The following is a 16,797-nucleotide window of genomic DNA, read 5'->3' as shown; positions in this document are numbered from 1 at the left end:
AGCGCGGCCGAGCGGCGGACGCGGCGCCGGAACGACAGCCCCAGGTAGGCGCCGACTCAGCTCCGCCGAACAGCGGCGACCTACTGGCGTCGCCCGGTTCGGCCCCCGATGACCAGCGGCCGGCCCCGGACTCGGACCCTGCGGGCCAGGGGCCGCCCGCCCGCCCGCAGACCGGATCGGGGATACCGGGACCACCAGGAGCACCCCGCGGCGATGGCGGCCGCGGCGCGATGCCCGGCCCGCCGCCGACCGGAACCGGCCAGTGGGCGTTCGGCGGAACCCCACCCGGCACGACCGGCGCTTTCGCCTCGGGCGGCTTCGGTGGCCCCGGTGGATCGGTCCGCCCACCGTACCCCGGTGGCCCCATGGGCCCGAGCGGTCCCGGGAACACCGGCGGCCCCGGCCTGCCTCACGGCGTCGGCGGCCTCGGCGGTCCCTCAGGGCCCGGTGCTCCCGGCGGGCCCGGTCGGCCCCCCGGTCCCGGCGGCCCCGCAGACGGCTTTCCCGGCGGCGGCCCGTGGGGCACGACCCCCGGTGGCACCGCCATCATGCACCTGCCCGCCCCGCAGCGCCGACGCCGCACCGTGCCGGTCTGGTCCGTTGTACTCGTGGTCGCGCTGGTCGCCGTGGCCGCAGCCGGCGTCGGCGGCGCCGTCGGCGCCCAGGTGGGACTGAGCAACGGCGAGTCCGCAGCGGCCGGCGGCCCGTCGCTCAACGACCCGCCCCCCACGGGCGCCCCGAGCCGTGCCCCCGACACCATCGCCGGAGTCGCCCAGCGGGTCAGTCCCAGCGTCGTCTCCATCCAGGCCAGCGGCCCCGGGCTGAGCGGCAACGGTTCGGGCTTCGTCATCGAGGGCGACCACGTCGTCACCAACAACCACGTCTCCTCGGCACTGGAGCGCGGCGGCATCGAGGTCGTCTACAGCGACGGGCACACCAGCGGCGCCGACGTCGTCGGCTCGGCGCCCAGCGCCGACCTGGCGGTGCTCAAGCTGAAGGACCCCATCGACGTCGAGGCCCTGGAGTTCGGCGACTCCGACCAGGTCACGGTGGGGGACGAGGTCATCGCGATCGGCGCTCCGCTCGGCTTGGCCGGGACCGTCACCACCGGCATCATCAGCGCCGTGGACCGGCCGGTCACCGTCGGCGAGGAGGGCCAGGAGACGTTCATCAACGCGCTGCAGACCGACGCCGCCATCAACCCGGGCAACTCGGGCGGGCCGCTGGTCGACGCGCAGGGCCGCGTCATCGGCGTGAACTCGGCGATCGCCACCATGGGCGCGATGCCCGGCGAGCAGAGCGGCAGCATCGGGCTGGGCTTCGCGATCCCGTCGTCCCAGACCGAGCGGGTCGTCAACGAGCTCATCGAGAACGGCGACATACGCCAGGCCGTGATCGGCGCTGTCCTGGACATGCGCTTCGGCCAGGACGGCGCGCCGATCGTCTCCGACGAGCAGGCCGGCGGCGACGCGGTGGTCCCGGACGGCCCGGCGGACAAGGCGGGCCTGAAGGCGGGGGACCTGATCGTGGAGTTCGACGGCCGGAAGGTCTCCGACTCCACCGAGCTGCGGCTGCTCCTCTCCCAGAAGCAGCCGGGCGACAAGGTCGAGGTCGCCTACGAGCGCGACGGCGAGAAGCGCACCACCACCATCACCCTCGGCGAAGCCAAGGACTGACCGGTCTCCCCGCCCCGTGCGCCGACCTCTCCCGAGGTCGGCGCACGGGGCGGGGCCGTGCTCAGGCCCCGGTGCCGTCCTCGCCGATGTCCTCGTGCCACAGCTCGGGGTGGGCCGCGATGAAGCCGGTCATCAGCTCCACGCAGCGCGGGTCGTCGATGACGACGACCTCCACCCCGTGCTCGGCCAGCCAGTCGTGGCCCCCGGTGAACGTGGTGGACTCGCCGATGACCACGCGGGAGATGCCGAACTGCCGCACCAGGCCGCTGCAGTACCAGCACGGCGACAGCGTGGTCACCATCGTCGTCCCGGCATAGGAGCGCTGCCGACCGGCGTTGCGGAACGCCGCGGTCTCGCCGTGCACGGACGGATCGCCGTCCTGCACCCTGCGGTTGCGGCCGCGTCCCAGCACCCTGCCGTCGCGGCCGATCAGCGCGGCCCCGATGGGGATACCGCCCTCCGCGAGTCCGGCCTCGGCCTCCTCGACGGCGATCCGCAGCCAGTCGCGGTAGCGCGCAGTGGCAGCGGTGCTCCGGGTGTCGGTTCCGGTCATGGTCAGCGGCCGGCCGGGGTGATGCCCAGCTGCATGCCGGACAGCCCGCGCGGCTTGCCGACCAGGTCCTCGGCGATCCGGCGGAGCACGCCGCCGGCCTCGGATTCGGGGTCGGTCAGCACCAGCGGCTCGCCCTCGTCGCCGCCCTCGCGCATCCGCATGTCGAGCGGGACCTGGCCGAGCAGCGGCACCTGGGCGCCCAGCGACCGGGTGAGGCCCTCGGCGACCGTCCGGCCGCCGCCCTCGCCGAAGAGGTAGGTGCGCTCGTCACTGCCGGGGGCCACGAAGTACGACATGTTCTCGATGACACCCGCCACACGCTGGTGGGTCTGCGCGGAGATCGCGCCGGCGCGCTCGGCGACCTCGGCCGCGGCCTGCTGCGGCGTGGTCACGACGAGGATCTCGGCGTTCGGCAGCAGCTGGGCCACGGAGATCGCGATGTCGCCGGTGCCCGGGGGCAGGTCCATCAGCAGCACGTCCAGGTCGCCCCAGAACACGTCGGCGAGGAACTGCTGGAGCGCGCGGTGCAGCATCGGGCCGCGCCACACCACCGGCTGGTTGCCCTGGGTGAACATGCCCACGGAGATGACCTTGATGTCATGCGCCGACGGCGGCATGATCATGTCCTCGACCTTGGTCGGGTGCTCGGACACACCCAGCATGCGCGGCACCGAGTGGCCGTAGATGTCGGCGTCGACCACGCCCACCTTGTGGCCCTGCTCCGCCAGAGCGGCGGCGAGGTTCACGGTCACCGAGGACTTGCCCACACCGCCCTTGCCGGAAGCGACCGCGAAGACCTTGGTCAGCGAGTTCGGCTTGGCGAAGGGGATCTCCTTCTCGGCCTGCCCGCCGCGCAGCTTGGTCTGCAGCGCCTTGCGCTGCTCGTCGCTCATGACGTCGAGTTCGACCCGCACCGCGGTGACGCCGTCGACCGTGGAGACGGCCTCGGTGACGTCCTTCTCGATCCGCCCCTTCATGGGACAACCGGCCACCGTGAGGTAGATGCCGACGTTCACGACGCCGCCGTCGGCGATCTCGACACTCTTGACCATGTCGAGGTCGGTGATGGGACGACGGATCTCGGGGTCCTGGACGGTCGCCAGGGCCGCGTGCACCTGCTCGGTGGTGGGTGTGGAGGACATGTACTCCATGGTAGTGAAGCCTGCGCGTGCACACACCAGCGGGCACGCCTCGCCGGAAAACGCGTTCCCCCAGGTCACAGGCGTATTCCCGGATCTCCGGCGATTCTTCTTTCCCAGCCCTGTCACGTCTGCGGGGGGCCGCGGGTCTCTATGGGGGAATCATCGGAGAACGCGGAGGGAAAGGAAGGCCGTCATGGCCCGCATCTCACTGGAACCGCCCCGAACCCTGCTCAACCGCCTGCTGATGCCCCTGGCCCGGCGCCGCTTCGGCATGGTCCCCGACCCGGGGAAGGCCATGGCGCACAACGGGCGGGTCCTCGTCACCGATCTCCTGAACGAGACGGGTGTGGCGACGTGGAAGCGCCTCGATCCGACGCTCAAGGCGCTCGCGGTCACCGCGTCGGCGGCGCGCATCGGCTGCTCCTGGTGCATGGACTTCGGCTACTGGGAGCACACCCACCGGGGCCTCGACCCCGCCAAGCTGCGCGCGGTCCCGCAGTGGCGCGACAGCGACCTGTTCGGCCCGCTGGAGCGGCGGGTGATGGAGTACGCGGAGGCGATGAGCGCCGACCCGATGGAGACCACCGACGCGATGGTCGCCGAGCTGCTCGCCGAACTGGGCGAGGCCGCACTGGTCGAGCTGACCGCGATCGTCGCCGTGGAGAACCGGAGGTCGCGGTTCAACCACGCCCTCGGGCTCACCAGCCAGGGGTTCACGGACACCTGCGAGGTGGCGCAGGCGGTACCGCACGCACGACAGGAGGAACAGGCGTGAACACGGTCGACTCGGCCGAGCGGAGGGCCGACGGCACCGACGGCACCGACGGCACCGCGGTCTTCGAGCGCTACCGGCGGCTGCTGTTCACCGTCGCCTACGACATGCTGGGCAGCGTCGCCGACGCGGAGGACTGCGTACAGGAGGCGTGGATCCGCTGGACCGGGGGTGACCGGTCCGATGTGGCCGACCCGAAGGGCTACCTGGTCCGGATCACCGCCAACCTCAGCCTCAACCGGCTGCGCGCGGCGCGCAGCCGGCGCGAGTCCTACGTCGGCCCGTGGCTGCCCGAGCCGCTGGTCACCGCGCCCGACGTCGCCGACGAGGTGGAGCGGGCCGACGAGGTCTCCTACGCGATGCTGGTGGTCCTGGAGACGCTGAACCCGGTCGAGCGTGCCGTGTTCGTACTGCGCGAGGTGTTCGGGGTGCCGCACGCCGAGATCGCCGAGGCCGTCGGCAAGTCGGAGGCGGCCGTGCGCCAGCTCGCCCACCGGGCGCGGGAGCACGTGCACGCCCGCCGCCCCCGCCACACCGCGGGGCCCGACGAGCGGCGCCGCCTGACCGAACGGTTCCTGGCCGCCTGCTCGGAGGGTGACGTGGCCGGGCTGAAGGAGCTGCTCGCGGCGGACGCCATCGTCCTCACCGACGGCGGTGGCAAGGCCGCGGCGGCGGTCCGCCCGCTGTTCGGCGCCGACCGGTGCGCCCGCTTCATGGCCGGGATCGGCCCCCGGTTCCAGGAGCAACGGTGGCTGGTGGCCTGGGCCGAGGTCAACGGCGCGCCGGGCATCGTCTTCCGCGACGCGGAGGGCCACGTGGAGGCCGTCGCCCTGGTGGAGGTCACCGACGGCGCCATCACCGAGGTGCTGATGGTCCGCAACCCGGACAAGCTGACGCACCTACGGCGGCTGATGGCGGACACGGCCGGGCGGGGCGCCGGACACGGGCACGACGGAGGCATCGGTGAGTAGCCGATCGATCGCCCTGCGTCCTTAACGCCGCCGATACACGGGCGGATAGTAATCTCGGCAGACGATGAGAAATACGCCGCCACCGCCTGGTTCGTCCTGGCAGCCCGATCCGCGGCAGTCCGGCGGACGGGAGACGTCAGCGAACCCGGACGAACAGGCGTGGGCATGGCCGCCCGGGACTCCGGCGGCCAGTGCCCAGCCCGCCCAGGCCTGGGCATGGCCGCCACCGGCGGAGCGGTGCCGACCGCCCCGGCCGTCGGGCCCGGCGCTGCCCCGGCCCGGCAGCGCCTACCACCGGATGGGGCACACCTGGCGGCACCGCTGGTGGATCCCGATCGTGGCGTTCATCTTCGCGGCCGCGCTCTACCTGCTCGTGCAGACCATCATGGGCGTCGCGGCCGCCATCATCGCGGCGCTCCACGGGCACCGCTTCAGCCCCGAGTCGCCGCTCGGCGCCACCGTCCCCGACCTGGTGTTCCTGCTGGTCACCATCTCCCTGATGACGCCGGTGGTGATGCTGGCGGTGCGGCTGATCCAGCGGCGGCCGGTCGGCACGCTGATCTCGGTCGAAGGGCGGATGCGCTGGCGCTGGCTGCTCGTGTGCATGCTGGCCGCCCTCCCGGTGCTGGCGGTGTTCACCGCCGCGCTGTACGTCCTGCAGCGGCTGACCGCCCCCGGCGAGGCGTTCGTCGCCGACTTCGGCGGGGGAGCCGCGTTCATCCCCGCCCTGGTGGCGATCGTGCTGCTGGTCCCGTTCCAAGCCTCGGCCGAGGAGTTCGCGCTGCGCGGCTTCCTGCTGCAGCTGGTCGGCGGCTACGGCGCCGAGCCCGGCGAGCGGCGCGGCGACGGGGCGTGGGCGGCGTTCCTGCGCACACCCGTCCTCGGCATCATCATCACCACCGCGGTCTTCACCTCCCTGCACGAGTACACCGGCTGGGGGCTGGTCAACGTCGCCCTCCTCGGCGCCGGGCTGGCCTGGCTGACCTGGTACACCGGCGGGCTGGAGGCGGCGATCGCGCTGCACGTGCTGCACAACATGCTGGTCTTCTCCATCAGCGCCTACGAGGGGACGCTCGACGCCGCCGCCCGTGGCCCCGGGTCGTGGGAGGGCGTGGTCGGTACGGCCGTGGAGGTCGGCCTGTTCATCCTCGTCGTGGTGTGGCTGGTGCGCCGACTGGGCATCCGGCGCACCGCGCCCGGCGACGCCGCGGAATCCCTGCCGGGCGCTCCGCCCCGGGGACCCGCCCCGAGCCGGCCTCTCCGGCCCCGGCCGGGCGGCCCCGCCCCCGGTCTCGGCGGCCGCGGCACCCCCGGAGCAGCGGGGCTGTCCGGCTCTCAGGGCACCATGGGCGGGCACGCCCACCCGCCGCCCGCCGACCCCGGTACGCCGTAGGGGGTACGGCGTACCGAATCCTCACCCCCGGCCGCCGGAACGCGGCTCGCTCACCCGAGAGCATCCGCCGAACACGTCCCAGGAGGCCCGGGGCGCGGGGGACGCCTGTGCCCTGGGCGCCGGGAGTTTCCGTACCGGCCACCGGGGTATCTCTCCCACCAGCCATGAGAACGGATCCATCCTGCCCTCGGTGCGGCCGTGCCATCCATCCGCCGAACGTGTGGACGAGCGCGTGGCTGTGCGACGCGCACGGCCCCGTCGCACCATTGCGCCGGATCCGCCCCCTCGGCGACTCCACGGTCGACCTGCTGGTCAAGTCCGCGGAGGTCCCCGTATGGATGCCCTGGCCGCTGCCGGCCGGGTGGGTCGTCACGGGCTTCGCCGAGGCGGGTGACGACCGCAGTGGGGCACTCGGTATCGCGGTCGCGCTCTCCGGCCCCGCCCCGCTCGGCGGTGTCGGCGAGATGGCCATCGTCGCCGAGGACCCGGGCATCGGGCTGGGCGCGCGCCTGGCCGGGTTCGACGGCTCCGACCCGGGCAGCGGGTTCGATGCCGGTCCGCCGGACGCCAAGATCCGCCACGACGGGCACGAAATCGCCCTGTGGAGCGTCGACGGTGGCACGGAGCGCGCGGTCTACGCCGGGGAGGCCAACAGCTGCTGGATGTGGATCGTGTTCAACCCGGCCGACGTCGGCGTGCAGATCTGCGAGCTGAAGGCGGTCATCGACCTCCGGGACCACCAGGGCGGCCTGTCCCGGCAGCTGCCGTTCGGGGCGCCCTCGCCCTTCCTCGCCTCCGCGCTGCGGCCGATGGACTGACGGGGAGCCGCCCCCTCCCGTGCGGAGATGTCCCCTGTATCGTCGGGTGATGCGCATCGACCTGCATTCGCACAGCTCTGTCTCCGACGGCACCGAGCCCCCCGAGAAGGTCGTGGGCCGCGCTGTCGCGGCGGGGCTCGACGTGCTCGCGCTCACCGACCACGACACGGTCGCCGGGCTGTCCGCGGCCGCCGCGCACGTGCCGCCGGGCTTCACCCTCGTCCCCGGTATGGAGCTGTCCTGCGCCTATCGGGGCGCCAGCGTCCACCTGCTGGCCTACCTCTTCGACGCCGACCACCCCGAGCTGACCGAGGAGCTGCGGCGGATCCGCCGCGACCGCACCGATCGAGCCGAGACCATGGTCCGGCTGCTGCGTGCGGCCGGTGTCGAGGTGACCTGGCAGCGGGTCCGGGAGATCGCCCACGGCCTGGAGCCGGGAACCGGTGTCGGCCGTGCCGCGCCCGGCGACGTCGTCGTCGGGCGCCCGCACATCGCCCGGGCCATCGTGGAGGCCGGCGCCGCCGAGGACGTGCAGGACGCGTTCGACCGCTGGATCGGCTCCGGCGGCCCCGCCTACGCGGCCCGCTACGCCCTGGACCCGGTGCGCGCGGTCCGACTGGTGCGGGCGGCGGGCGGGGTGTGCGTGCTCGCCCACCCCGCGCGGGGTGAGGGAGCCCTGACCGGTGCGGTCCCCGAAGAGGTCGTGGCGGAGATGGCCCGGGCGGGACTCGGCGGAATCGAGGCGGACCATCCCGCGCATGACGAGGCCGAGGCCGAGCACTGGCGCGCGGTCGCCGGCCGGCTCGGGCTGGTGGTCACCGGGTCCAGCGACGACCACGGCGAACTGACCGGGCACCGGCTCGGGGCCCGCACGACGGATCCGGCCGCCTACGAGGAGCTGGTCGCCCCCGCCACCGGAGCGGCGCCCATCATCGGACCGAGGGGCTAGAATCCCGGCCTGACGTGGCATGATGACCGGCCGAAGCGGGACCGCCGCGTCTTATCGGCCGTTTAGCGTCGGTGTGGGATCCTCACCGGCCGTGCGGAGGGGGTACCCGACCGCACCGCAGGGCCGGAACAATGGTCCCGCGCAACTTTTGCGATGAGTTCCCAACCAGCGAAGCGAAGGGTCGGCACCGTGTTCTGGAATCGGAAGAACAAGAAGAAGGACGTCGAGGAGGCCGAGGCCGGCGGCACGACGCCCTCGACGGTGACGGCCGACGGCGCCGACGACGCTGACGGGCCCCGCGACGAGCCGCAGTCCGCCGAGGACAAGGGCGCGGACACGGCGGCCACCGCTGTGGCGGCCGAGGAGACGCCCGCCGCCACCGACGCCGCCACCGACGCCGACGCCGAGAAGCCCGCCAAGGCCGGGGAGACCGATGCGGAGGCGAAGGCCGAGGAAGCCGGGGAGGCCGAGGCGGGCGAGAAGGCCGAGGCGAAGGCGGAGGGGGCGACCGAGGAGGAGCGCGAGCCCGAGGTCCCCGGCACCGACGAGCCCGACTCGGACGGCATCCAGCGTGTCCGCACGGCCGGCGTCCTGAAGGTCGACGGTGAAGAGTACGACGTCGTCAGCAACACCTGGATCGTCGACGTCGACGACGAGGGCGTCGTCGTGATCGACCCGGCGCACGATGCCAAGGCCGTCCTGGAGGCCGTCGGCGAGCGTGAGATCTACCTCGTCGCCTGCACCAACGGCTACAACACCCACATCGGTGCGGCCGTGGAGGTGGCCGAGCGCGACCAGGCCCCGATCGCGCTGCACCGCCGCGAGATCCGCCCCTGGCGCCGCGTGCACGGCGCCGAACACCGCCCCGACCTCGAAGTGGAGGGCGGCGGCTCGCTGCAGGCCGGCGACAAGGAGATCGACATCCTCCCGCTGCCCGGTACCTCGACCGGGAGCGTCGCCTACTACATCTCCGAGCTCGGCGCCGTGTTCAGCGGCGACACCCTGCGCAAGGGGGAACTGGGCACCGTCGGCGAGGGCTACGTCGACTACACCCGCCAGCTCCACTCGGTCGGCGAGGTCCTGATGTCCCTCCCGCCGGACACCCGCATCCTCCCCGACCGCGGCCCCGAGACCACGGTCGCGGCCGAGAGCAAGAACTTCGAGACCTGGGTTTAGGGCGTGTTCGGCGGATCATTCCCGGCTCACGGCCACCGGAACGACGCTCGCCGCGCCGCTTCACTCGTCAAGCCGACCTGACTCGACTTCGTGAAGCGGCGTGCGAGCGCCGCCCGGACGGCCGCTCGGTCACCGAACCTCTTGCGTCGATCTCGGGGATATCGGGGTACCGCGCGTGATCATCACCCCGATATCCCCGAGATCGACGCAAGAGGCGGAGAGACGGGGTCAGTCGGCGCGGCCCGGGGTCTCGGCGCCGTGCCAGAAGCGGGTGAGAGCGCTGGCCGTGGTCTCCGGCGCCTCGACGTTGGGGGAGTGGCAGGCGCCGGGGATGACCACGCGGCGGGCGCCGATACGCCGGGCCATGTCGGCCTGGACGTCGGTGGGCCACACATCGTCGTTCTCGCCGTATATCACCAGCTTCGGCAGGGTCAGCCGGTTCAGCTCGGCGCAGCGGTCGGGGGCGTCCAGGAGAGCCCCGGCCATCCGCACCAGGCCCTCGGGGTGGTTGGCGAGCATACGGGCGCGGAGGAACGCGTGGATCTCCTCGCTGATGCCGCTGGAGCGCGCAGGCCGGTCCAGGTGCTCCTCCCAGATCCGGCGGAGGCGGTCGCGCGTGGGGGAGTCCTCCAGTGCGGCCTTCAGGCGCTGGGCGTCGGCCGCGGGCAGCCCGCTGATGGCCGAGGGCCCCGAGCTCATCAGGGTGAGGCTCAGCAGCGGAACGTCGCCGGCCAGCACCGTCTCGCGCGTCACGAGCCCGCCGAAGGAGTGCCCGAGCAGGTGTACCGGGCCCTCATCGAGGGCGCGGACCAGCTCGGCGACGGCCCGCCCCAGCCCTTCGCGGGTGTAGGAGGCGGGGTCGGCGGGGCCAGGGGACTCGTACTGGCCGGGCATGTCGATGGCGAGTACGGACCGCCCGGCCTGCGCCAGCGTCTGCAGCAGCGCGATGAAGTCCTCTTTGCTGCCGGTGTACCCCGGTACCAGCACAGCGGTCTGGCGGTCGGTGCCCCCGGCCGTGGGCATGGCGTGCAGTGCGGCGATCGGGCCGAGGGCCGTCGGGACGTCGATCCGTCGGACACCAGGCGGGAGGTCCAGAAACCGAGGTGTACTCACGACGGATTACCTTAGACGATCTTCCGGGGCCGGTGGGTCGTCCGTTGGCCTTGGATTTTTCGGAGATTGGCCCGGATTCGGGTGGTCACCTTGCGGTGTGATGCCCCAGAGGCCGGATTCCTCCGGGGCCGTACCGATTCGGGGGCCGAGGCGGTGGCCTGCGGCTCCGAACCGGCCCCTCCGCCGGCCCGTGCGCCCCGATGCCACCGGCAGGTCGTTCCGGCAGTGCGCCGCCGACCGTGCCGGTGCGTCCGCGACGCCTCCCCCGAACGTCGAGGACTGCGGTGCGACCGCTAGTCCTGCTCCTTGTTCACCTCCACACCGCTGCGGGTGCGGCGGCGACGGCGGCGCTGCGGAGCGGGCTTGTCGGCCCCCTCGGCGCCCTTCTCGGTGCGCTCCGGCGCGGCGGCCGCGCGCGTGCCCTCGCCCGAGGGCTTGCGGCGGGTCCGGCGGCGGTTGTGCGAACGGCCGCGCGGGGCCCGCTCGTCCTCGGAGCGGGGTCGGCCGGTGTCGCCGATGTCCTCGATCTCCTCGGCCTCCAGGCCGGCGCGCTCGCGGCGGTCCTTGGCCAGTGTCCCCTTGGTGCCCTCGGGGATCTTCAGGTCGGAGAAGAAGTGCGGCGAGGTGGAGTAGGTCTCCTCCGGGTCGGCGAACGGCAGGTCCAGCGCGGTGTTGATGAGCTTCCACCGCGCCGTCGACTGCCAGTCGATGAAGGTGACCGCGGTGCCCGAGCGCCCCGCGCGGCCGGTCCGGCCGATGCGGTGCGTGTAGGTCTTCTCGTCCTCCGGGCACTCGTAGTTGACGACGTGCGTGACGTCGTCGACGTCCAGACCGCGTGCGGCCACATCGGTGGCGACGAGCACGTCGATCTTGCCGTTGCGGAACGCCCGCAGGGCCCGCTCGCGCTGGCTCTGCCCCAGCCCGCCGTGCACGGCCGCGGCGGCGAAGCCGCGCCCCTCCAGCGCCGTGGCGACCTTGTCGCAAGCGCGCTTGGTCTCGCAGAACACCATGCTCAGGCCGCGGCCCTCGGCCTGCAGCAGCCGGGCCAGCAGCTCCGGCTTGTCCATCGGGTGGGTCCGGTAGACGTGCTGCTCGATCTGGCCGGTGGTGGACTGGCCGGGTTCGTCGTCGTCCCCCGCCCGCACGTGGGTGGGGCGGCGCAGGTAGCGCCGCGACAGCGACACGATCTCGCTCGGCATGGTCGCCGAGAAGAGCATGGTCTGGCGCTGCTCCGGGATCTTCTTCAGGATCCGCTCGATGTCGGGCAGGAAGCCCAGGTCGAGCATCTTGTCGGCCTCGTCGAGGACGACGGCCCCCACCCCGCTGAGACTGAGGTGCTTCTGCTGCTCCAGGTCGAGCAGGCGGCCGGGAGTGCCGACGACGACGTCGGCGCCGGCCTTCAGGCCGTCGATCTGCGGCTCGTAGGCGCGGCCGCCGTACACGGTCAGGATGCGGCTTCCGGTGCGCTTGCCCGCGGTGCCGAGGTCGGCGGCCACCTGGATGGCGAGCTCGCGGGTGGGCACGACCACCAGGGCGCGCGGCCGCTTGGACTCACCCGGTCTGCTCTGCGCGAGCTGCAGCAGCGGAAGACCGAAGGCGAAGGTCTTGCCGGTTCCGGTGCGGGCCTGGCCGATGATGTCGGAGCCGGCCAGCGCCAGCGGGAGGGCCAGGGTCTGGATGGGGAAGGGATCGACGATCCCTTCGGCTTCGAGAGCGTCCGCGATCTCGGTGCTGACACCGATATCGCGGAAGGTCTGTCCGGGTTCGTTGGTCGAATCTGTGGTTGTCAGGGCTCATGCCTCCATCTGGGCGGGCCTGCCATCGAAAGATGCGGCCCGGTGGGTCGGACGGCTCGCGGCGCGTGAGCGGGATGTGTCACCGCTCCCTCGGGTCCCCGAATGCCAGGTCGGGGACGAATCCGGCGCGGCACGAGGACCGGAATACCGTCCGGTGCCTCGGCGCGTCTGGTCTGCGGCCGCGGCGTCGCCGCCGCGGGTCACGGATTCGTGGCCAGTGCACGGAGTCGTCCGCTGTCTTGTCCTGTCGCGCTCCGGCCCCTCCTCCGGTCGCCGTCGCGCGCGTGTTGTCATGGTGCGCGGCGGAGAACACCGGGCGATCGGCCCGTGCCCCGAGGCGCCGCGTGTCGGCGCCGAGTTTCACGATTCTCCGCGTTCGAGGTGCGACGGGGGGACTCCGCGCGATGACCGGCAGTGGCCGGTCACTGGTCATAGAGTCTAACCCGAGGCCACTCCGCCCGGATATAGGAGTCCGTACCACATGCGCCGGTCGGTCGCGCACCACTGCCGCGGCGCCGTTCACGCCTCGCACCACGCAACGCCGATCCGGGGCCGGATAATCCCGATGGGTCGGCCGACCCCCGGCGGACGCTAATCTGTGCGGCATGACGAACGGCCCTGCCTCCGACAACGCTGCGGTTGACCCCGACGAGAAGCCCGGCCGGGGCGTGATCGACCTGCTCGCGATGATGGCCTACGCCGAACTCGTGGCCTTCTTCCGGCTCGCGGACGACGCCGGGCTGGCCCCGGACCTCGCGGCCAAGGGCGAACTGGCCGGTGTCGCCGCGACCGAGTACGCGCACTACAAGCTGCTGCGCGACCGCCTGGCGGAGCTGGGCGTCGACCCCGAGGCGGCGATGCGGCCGTTCGTCGAGCCGCTGAACGCGTGGCACACCCGCACCGAGCCGCAGAGCTGGCTGGAGAGCCTGGTCAAGACCTACGTCAGCGACGGCATCGCCGGGGACTTCTACCGCTACATCGCCGACCGTACCGACGACCGCACCCGCGCGCTGGTCGCCGAAGTGGTGTCGGACACCGGGCGGGGCGAGGCCATCGCCGTGCGGATCCGCGCAGCCGTCGAGGACGACCCCAAGCTGGGCGGGCGACTGTCGCTGTGGGCCCGCCGCCTGGTCGGCGAGGCGCTCAGCCAGGCCCAGCTGGTCGCGGCACAGCGGGTGGAGCTGGCGGCGCTGCTCACCCCGCAGGGCGGCGGGCGCGAGGGGGAGGAGCCCGGGGGCGCGGGCCCGTCGGCGGACCTGGCGGCGGTGAGCCGGGTGTTCGCCAAGCTCACCGAGGCGCACTCGGCCCGCCTGGAGGCCATGGGCCTCAGCGGCTGACACGTCGGTCGGCGAGGTCGCCGCAGGTCGGAGGGGTCGTGTCAGGTCCGTCACGAACGGGTGGAATGTTTGCGAACTCGTATATAGTCTGTGGCGTTCCCTTTTTGTTCCCTTACCTGAGGTAACCGGTCATGCCCCGTGGCTTCTACACGGAGGGCTCGCTGGCCCGGCTCTCCCGCGAGTTCGACGTCTTCGGCCCGCTGAGCTCGGACCCCGAGCCGTGGATGACCGCTGAACTGGACCAGCACGCCGCGGCCGTCTGCGAGTCGATCACACGGGACGCCGGGGCGGTCACCCTCCAGAACCTCAGCAGCTACCTGCAAGGATTCGTCGACGGCTGCCGCGAGCGCGGCTGGCGGTCCGACTCCGCCGGGTACGACTGGGAGACGCTGCGGTTGCTGGCGGTGTGCCGTCTGGCCAAGGAACACGGCTTCGTCCGCTAGGTTGGTCTCGTCGTCGGAGGTTGAGCCGCCGACCGAGCCCCGCCCGCGCGGTGATCCGGAAGTGAACTCGCCTGCGCCCTGACTGGGCGTACGCTAAGCCATACTTGGGGTGGCCGCCGAAGACGCGGCCTCCCGGGTCCCCGTGCCGGGGCGGTGCGTCGGCGCGGACGGACACGACAGATACCTGACCGGGACTCCCCCGGGAGCGAAGGATGCGGTCCGCAGCGGGCCGTGAGAAAGGAAGAACGCATGAGGAGCGGCCGGCATGGGGCGGCGCGCCCACCGCTCGGCGTCCTGATCCATCGGGATCGCGTCGACTTCTCCCTCTTCGCGTTGATCATCGTGGTCGCCCTGGCGGTCATGGTGTTGGCCGGCTGGACGAGCATCACCTTCTGGCTCGGGCTCCTGCCGATCTTCGCGACCCTGGCACTGATGGTCCGCCGCCTCGACCGGCTCGCCCGCGACGAGGTCGCCCGCGACGAGGAACTGCTCTAGGCCGGGTTCGCGGAATCGTCGGCCGCGCGGTCGGCCGCGCGGCCCGACTCCACCGTTACTCCTGCGGGGTGCGGCCCTGCGCGCCGCCTCCGCCTTCCTCCTCGCCCATCGCCGGGCCGTGCGTCGCCGGAGCCTGCCGCTCCTCCGGCTCGGCCTGGGCGGGGGCGCCCGCCCGGCCCATCGCGTCGGCGCGCCCGGCCCGGTAGCCGCCGTTCTCCCGCAAGGCCGCGGCGGTCTCCCGCTCCGCGGTATCGAGCCACCGGCTCCACCGCTCCTGCATGGGCTTGATCATCCCGCCGCCGACACCGACGACCAGGATGCCGCCGATGGTCGCCAGGACCGCGATGAGCACCGGCTGGGTCACCGTGGTCGCGATACCGACCTGGTTCAGGGCGGCGATGACACCCAGCGCCATGATGAAGATGCCGACGAGGTTGGCCACCAAGCGCCCGTAGCTCAGCCCGCCCATGGCACCGGAGACGATGTCGCGCGCGGCCTTGGCTATCACTCCGGCCACCACGATGATGACCAGGGCGACGATGGCCTGCGGGATCCACGCGATGACGCTGTTGAGCAGCTGGGTCACCGGGTTGGCCGGGCCGAAGACGCTGAACGCGAGCTGCAGGACGATCAGCAGACCGAGGTAGTAGACGATCTTGCCGCACAGTTCGCTGGCGTCGTAGCGGCTGCGCTCGAAGTACTCGCCGACGCCGCTGCGCTCCAGGGCGCGGTCGAGGCCGACGCGGGCGAGGCCCTTGCCGACCAGTCGGCCGACGAGTTTCGCGATGATCCACCCGATGACCAGGATCAGCAGGAACATGACGAGGAGGGGGCCGAACGTCGCGACCGCGCTCCACGCCTCGGTAAGGCCCTGTCCAATGTCCATGAGGTCCCCCCGTGGGGTTCCACCGACCCGCACGGCGACCGGGCTGCCCGGGACGGACGGGTCGATTCGCATCTACGTAACGCGATTCCCCATCGGAGCGCAGGGCAACCGTCCTCGCGCGACCGTGACCTGCGCAAAGTCAGATTTGACCCGGGGCATACCATCGCATTGCGACACCGGCGGCGGGCAGGGGGGGGCGGAGTCAGCTCCGGGTGAGGTCCCAGCCGCTGATCCCGCGCCAGGCCAGGCGGGCCACCAGCTTCTCCGCGGCGTCCTTGGGGATGGATCCGTAGTTGCTGATCCAGTAGCGGGCGCTGGTCTCGGCCATGCCGACCAGCGCGATGCTGAGCAGGTCGGCCTCGTCGTCGGAGATGCTGGTGTCCTGCCGGATCACCTCGCCGATCAGCTCGGCGCAGCGCTGCAGGGTCTGCTCGGTCTTCTCCCGAACCGCCGGGAGGTTGCGCAGGTCGGACTCGAAGACCAGGCGGAACGCCTCGCCCTCGCCGGACACGAAGTCGAAGTAGCCCTGGAAGCTGGCGATGACGCGCTGCCGGTTGTCATCGGTGCTCTCCAGCGCCTCGCGCTGCTTGTCCACCAGCGACTCGGAGTGCTGCTCCAGCAGAGCCAGGTACAGCTCCAGCTTGCCGGGGAAGTGCTGGTAGAGGACGGGCTTGCTGACACCGGCGCGTTCGGCGATCTCGTCCATCGCCGCGGCGTGGTACCCCTGCGCGACGAACACCTCCTGGGCCGCGGCCAGCAGCTGCTTCCGGCGCTGCAGCCGGGGCAGCCGGGCCCCCCGCGGGCGCGCGTCTGAAGGAGCAGTCACACCCAATACCCTCCGAATATCCGTGCGGCGCCGAGTGGCGCCGCATCCCGTCATCGTGGCCGTCGAGTCGCCGCCGGGCCTGGGACCAGCCGCGACGGTGACCCGGCGCGTATCCTCATATCTTACCCATGCGTAGGTTCGGGGCCGCCAGACCCGGAACGGGTCGTATTCGCGGCGTTATCCCGCGTCAGCGGTATTCATCCTCGTCATCGCCGACCTCCTGGTGCTGTTCGACGGCGTCGGCCTCGGGCACCTCGGTGCCGCGATCGACCCCGCCGCGCCGCAGCCAGTCGTCCGCGCGCTGGGACGCGTCGACGACATCCGCGCGCTGCTCGGCGACGTCGGCCTCGGGAGCCTCCAGCGATGCCGTGTCGCCCCTGTAGTCGTCGTCGTCCGGCACCTGCTGCCGAGGCTGGGAAGTCACGGTCACCCTCCCTGGTCGACTCCGCCC

17 protein-coding genes are annotated in these 16,797 nt (G+C 72.4%); 10 read left to right on the top strand and 7 right to left on the bottom strand.

Going from position 1 to position 16,797, the window contains the following annotated elements; translation table 11 throughout:
* Positions 1-548 precede the first annotated feature (548 nt).
* The gene (locus HNR23_RS16690; protein ID WP_221308148.1) at positions 549-1,676 is read left to right on the top strand and encodes a S1C family serine protease; all 1,128 of its coding nucleotides are present in this window, start codon (positions 549-551) and stop codon (positions 1,674-1,676) included.
* A gap of 61 nt (positions 1,677-1,737) precedes the next feature.
* Here HNR23_RS16690 and HNR23_RS16685 read toward each other — a convergent pair whose 3' ends face one another.
* Both HNR23_RS16685 and HNR23_RS16680 read right to left on the bottom strand, forming a co-directional pair.
* The gene (locus HNR23_RS16685; RefSeq protein ID WP_184076584.1) at positions 1,738-2,229 is read right to left on the bottom strand and encodes a nucleoside deaminase; all 492 of its coding nucleotides are present in this window, start codon (positions 2,227-2,229) and stop codon (positions 1,738-1,740) included.
* Between the two features lie 2 nt (positions 2,230-2,231).
* Positions 2,232-3,371, bottom strand: coding sequence for an Mrp/NBP35 family ATP-binding protein (locus HNR23_RS16680; RefSeq protein ID WP_184076582.1), 1,140 nt, complete (start codon positions 3,369-3,371; stop codon positions 2,232-2,234).
* Between the two features lie 193 nt (positions 3,372-3,564).
* Here HNR23_RS16680 and HNR23_RS16675 point away from each other — a divergent pair, with 193 nt between their 5' ends.
* The 6 genes from HNR23_RS16675 (at position 3,565) to HNR23_RS16650 (ending at position 9,450) form a co-directional block, all read left to right on the top strand.
* The gene (locus HNR23_RS16675; protein WP_184076580.1) at positions 3,565-4,146 is read left to right on the top strand and encodes a carboxymuconolactone decarboxylase family protein; all 582 of its coding nucleotides are present in this window, start codon (positions 3,565-3,567) and stop codon (positions 4,144-4,146) included.
* Positions 4,143-5,114 (top strand): RNA polymerase sigma-70 factor, encoded by a 972-nt coding sequence (locus tag HNR23_RS16670; protein WP_184076578.1) that lies wholly within the window; start codon positions 4,143-4,145, stop codon positions 5,112-5,114. Before HNR23_RS16675 ends, HNR23_RS16670 begins: the two co-directional genes overlap by 4 nt.
* A gap of 64 nt (positions 5,115-5,178) precedes the next feature.
* Positions 5,179-6,507, top strand: a complete 1,329-nt coding sequence (locus tag HNR23_RS16665; protein ID WP_184076576.1) for a type II CAAX endopeptidase family protein — start codon at positions 5,179-5,181, stop codon at positions 6,505-6,507.
* A 164-nt stretch (positions 6,508-6,671) separates the two neighbouring features.
* Positions 6,672-7,325 (top strand): DUF6758 family protein, encoded by a 654-nt coding sequence (locus HNR23_RS16660; RefSeq protein ID WP_184076574.1) that lies wholly within the window; start codon positions 6,672-6,674, stop codon positions 7,323-7,325.
* Between the two features lie 46 nt (positions 7,326-7,371).
* The gene (locus HNR23_RS16655; RefSeq protein ID WP_184076572.1) at positions 7,372-8,274 is read left to right on the top strand and encodes a PHP domain-containing protein; all 903 of its coding nucleotides are present in this window, start codon (positions 7,372-7,374) and stop codon (positions 8,272-8,274) included.
* A 189-nt stretch (positions 8,275-8,463) separates the two neighbouring features.
* On the top strand, positions 8,464-9,450 hold the full coding sequence (locus HNR23_RS16650; protein WP_184076570.1) for an MBL fold metallo-hydrolase: 987 nt from the start codon (positions 8,464-8,466) through the stop codon (positions 9,448-9,450).
* Between the two features lie 228 nt (positions 9,451-9,678).
* On the opposite strand, the gene HNR23_RS16645 is transcribed toward HNR23_RS16650, so the two are convergent.
* Complete coding sequence (locus HNR23_RS16645; RefSeq protein WP_184076568.1) at positions 9,679-10,563, bottom strand: alpha/beta fold hydrolase; 885 nt, start codon at positions 10,561-10,563, stop codon at positions 9,679-9,681.
* Between the two features lie 293 nt (positions 10,564-10,856).
* Positions 10,857-12,260, bottom strand: coding sequence for a DEAD/DEAH box helicase (locus HNR23_RS16640; protein WP_343070762.1), 1,404 nt, complete (start codon positions 12,258-12,260; stop codon positions 10,857-10,859).
* 704 nt (positions 12,261-12,964) lie between these two features.
* Here HNR23_RS16640 and HNR23_RS16635 point away from each other — a divergent pair.
* The 3 genes from HNR23_RS16635 (at position 12,965) to HNR23_RS16625 (ending at position 14,634) form a co-directional block, all read left to right on the top strand.
* Positions 12,965-13,696, top strand: coding sequence for a ferritin-like fold-containing protein (locus tag HNR23_RS16635; RefSeq protein WP_184076566.1), 732 nt, complete (start codon positions 12,965-12,967; stop codon positions 13,694-13,696).
* A gap of 131 nt (positions 13,697-13,827) precedes the next feature.
* Complete coding sequence (locus HNR23_RS16630; RefSeq protein WP_184076564.1) at positions 13,828-14,139, top strand: DUF6401 family natural product biosynthesis protein; 312 nt, start codon at positions 13,828-13,830, stop codon at positions 14,137-14,139.
* Between the two features lie 249 nt (positions 14,140-14,388).
* A complete protein-coding gene (locus HNR23_RS16625; RefSeq protein ID WP_184076562.1) occupies positions 14,389-14,634 on the top strand; it encodes a hypothetical protein in 246 nt (81 codons plus the stop codon).
* 55 nt (positions 14,635-14,689) lie between these two features.
* Here the strand turns inward: HNR23_RS16625 and HNR23_RS16620 are convergent, their stop codons facing one another.
* The 3 genes from HNR23_RS16620 to HNR23_RS16610 all read right to left on the bottom strand — a co-directional run bounded on the left by HNR23_RS16620 (position 14,690) and on the right by HNR23_RS16610 (position 16,770).
* Positions 14,690-15,520: a mechanosensitive ion channel family protein gene (locus HNR23_RS16620; RefSeq protein WP_184076560.1), complete on the bottom strand. Its 831-nt coding sequence runs from the start codon at positions 15,518-15,520 to the stop codon at positions 14,690-14,692.
* Positions 15,521-15,722: 202 nt separating this feature from the next.
* Complete coding sequence (locus HNR23_RS16615) at positions 15,723-16,346, bottom strand: TetR family transcriptional regulator (protein ID WP_184076558.1); 624 nt, start codon at positions 16,344-16,346, stop codon at positions 15,723-15,725.
* A gap of 187 nt (positions 16,347-16,533) precedes the next feature.
* Entirely contained in the window at positions 16,534-16,770 is a 237-nt protein-coding gene (locus tag HNR23_RS16610; protein ID WP_184076556.1) for a hypothetical protein, read from the bottom strand.
* Positions 16,771-16,797 lie beyond the last annotated feature (27 nt).

The sequence above is a fragment of the Nocardiopsis mwathae genome, assembly GCF_014201195.1.
Lineage (GTDB): Bacteria > Actinomycetota > Actinomycetes > Streptosporangiales > Streptosporangiaceae > Nocardiopsis_C > Nocardiopsis_C mwathae.
Note: the sequence above shows the minus strand (reverse complement) of the source record. Positions and strands in the feature narration are given on the sequence as shown.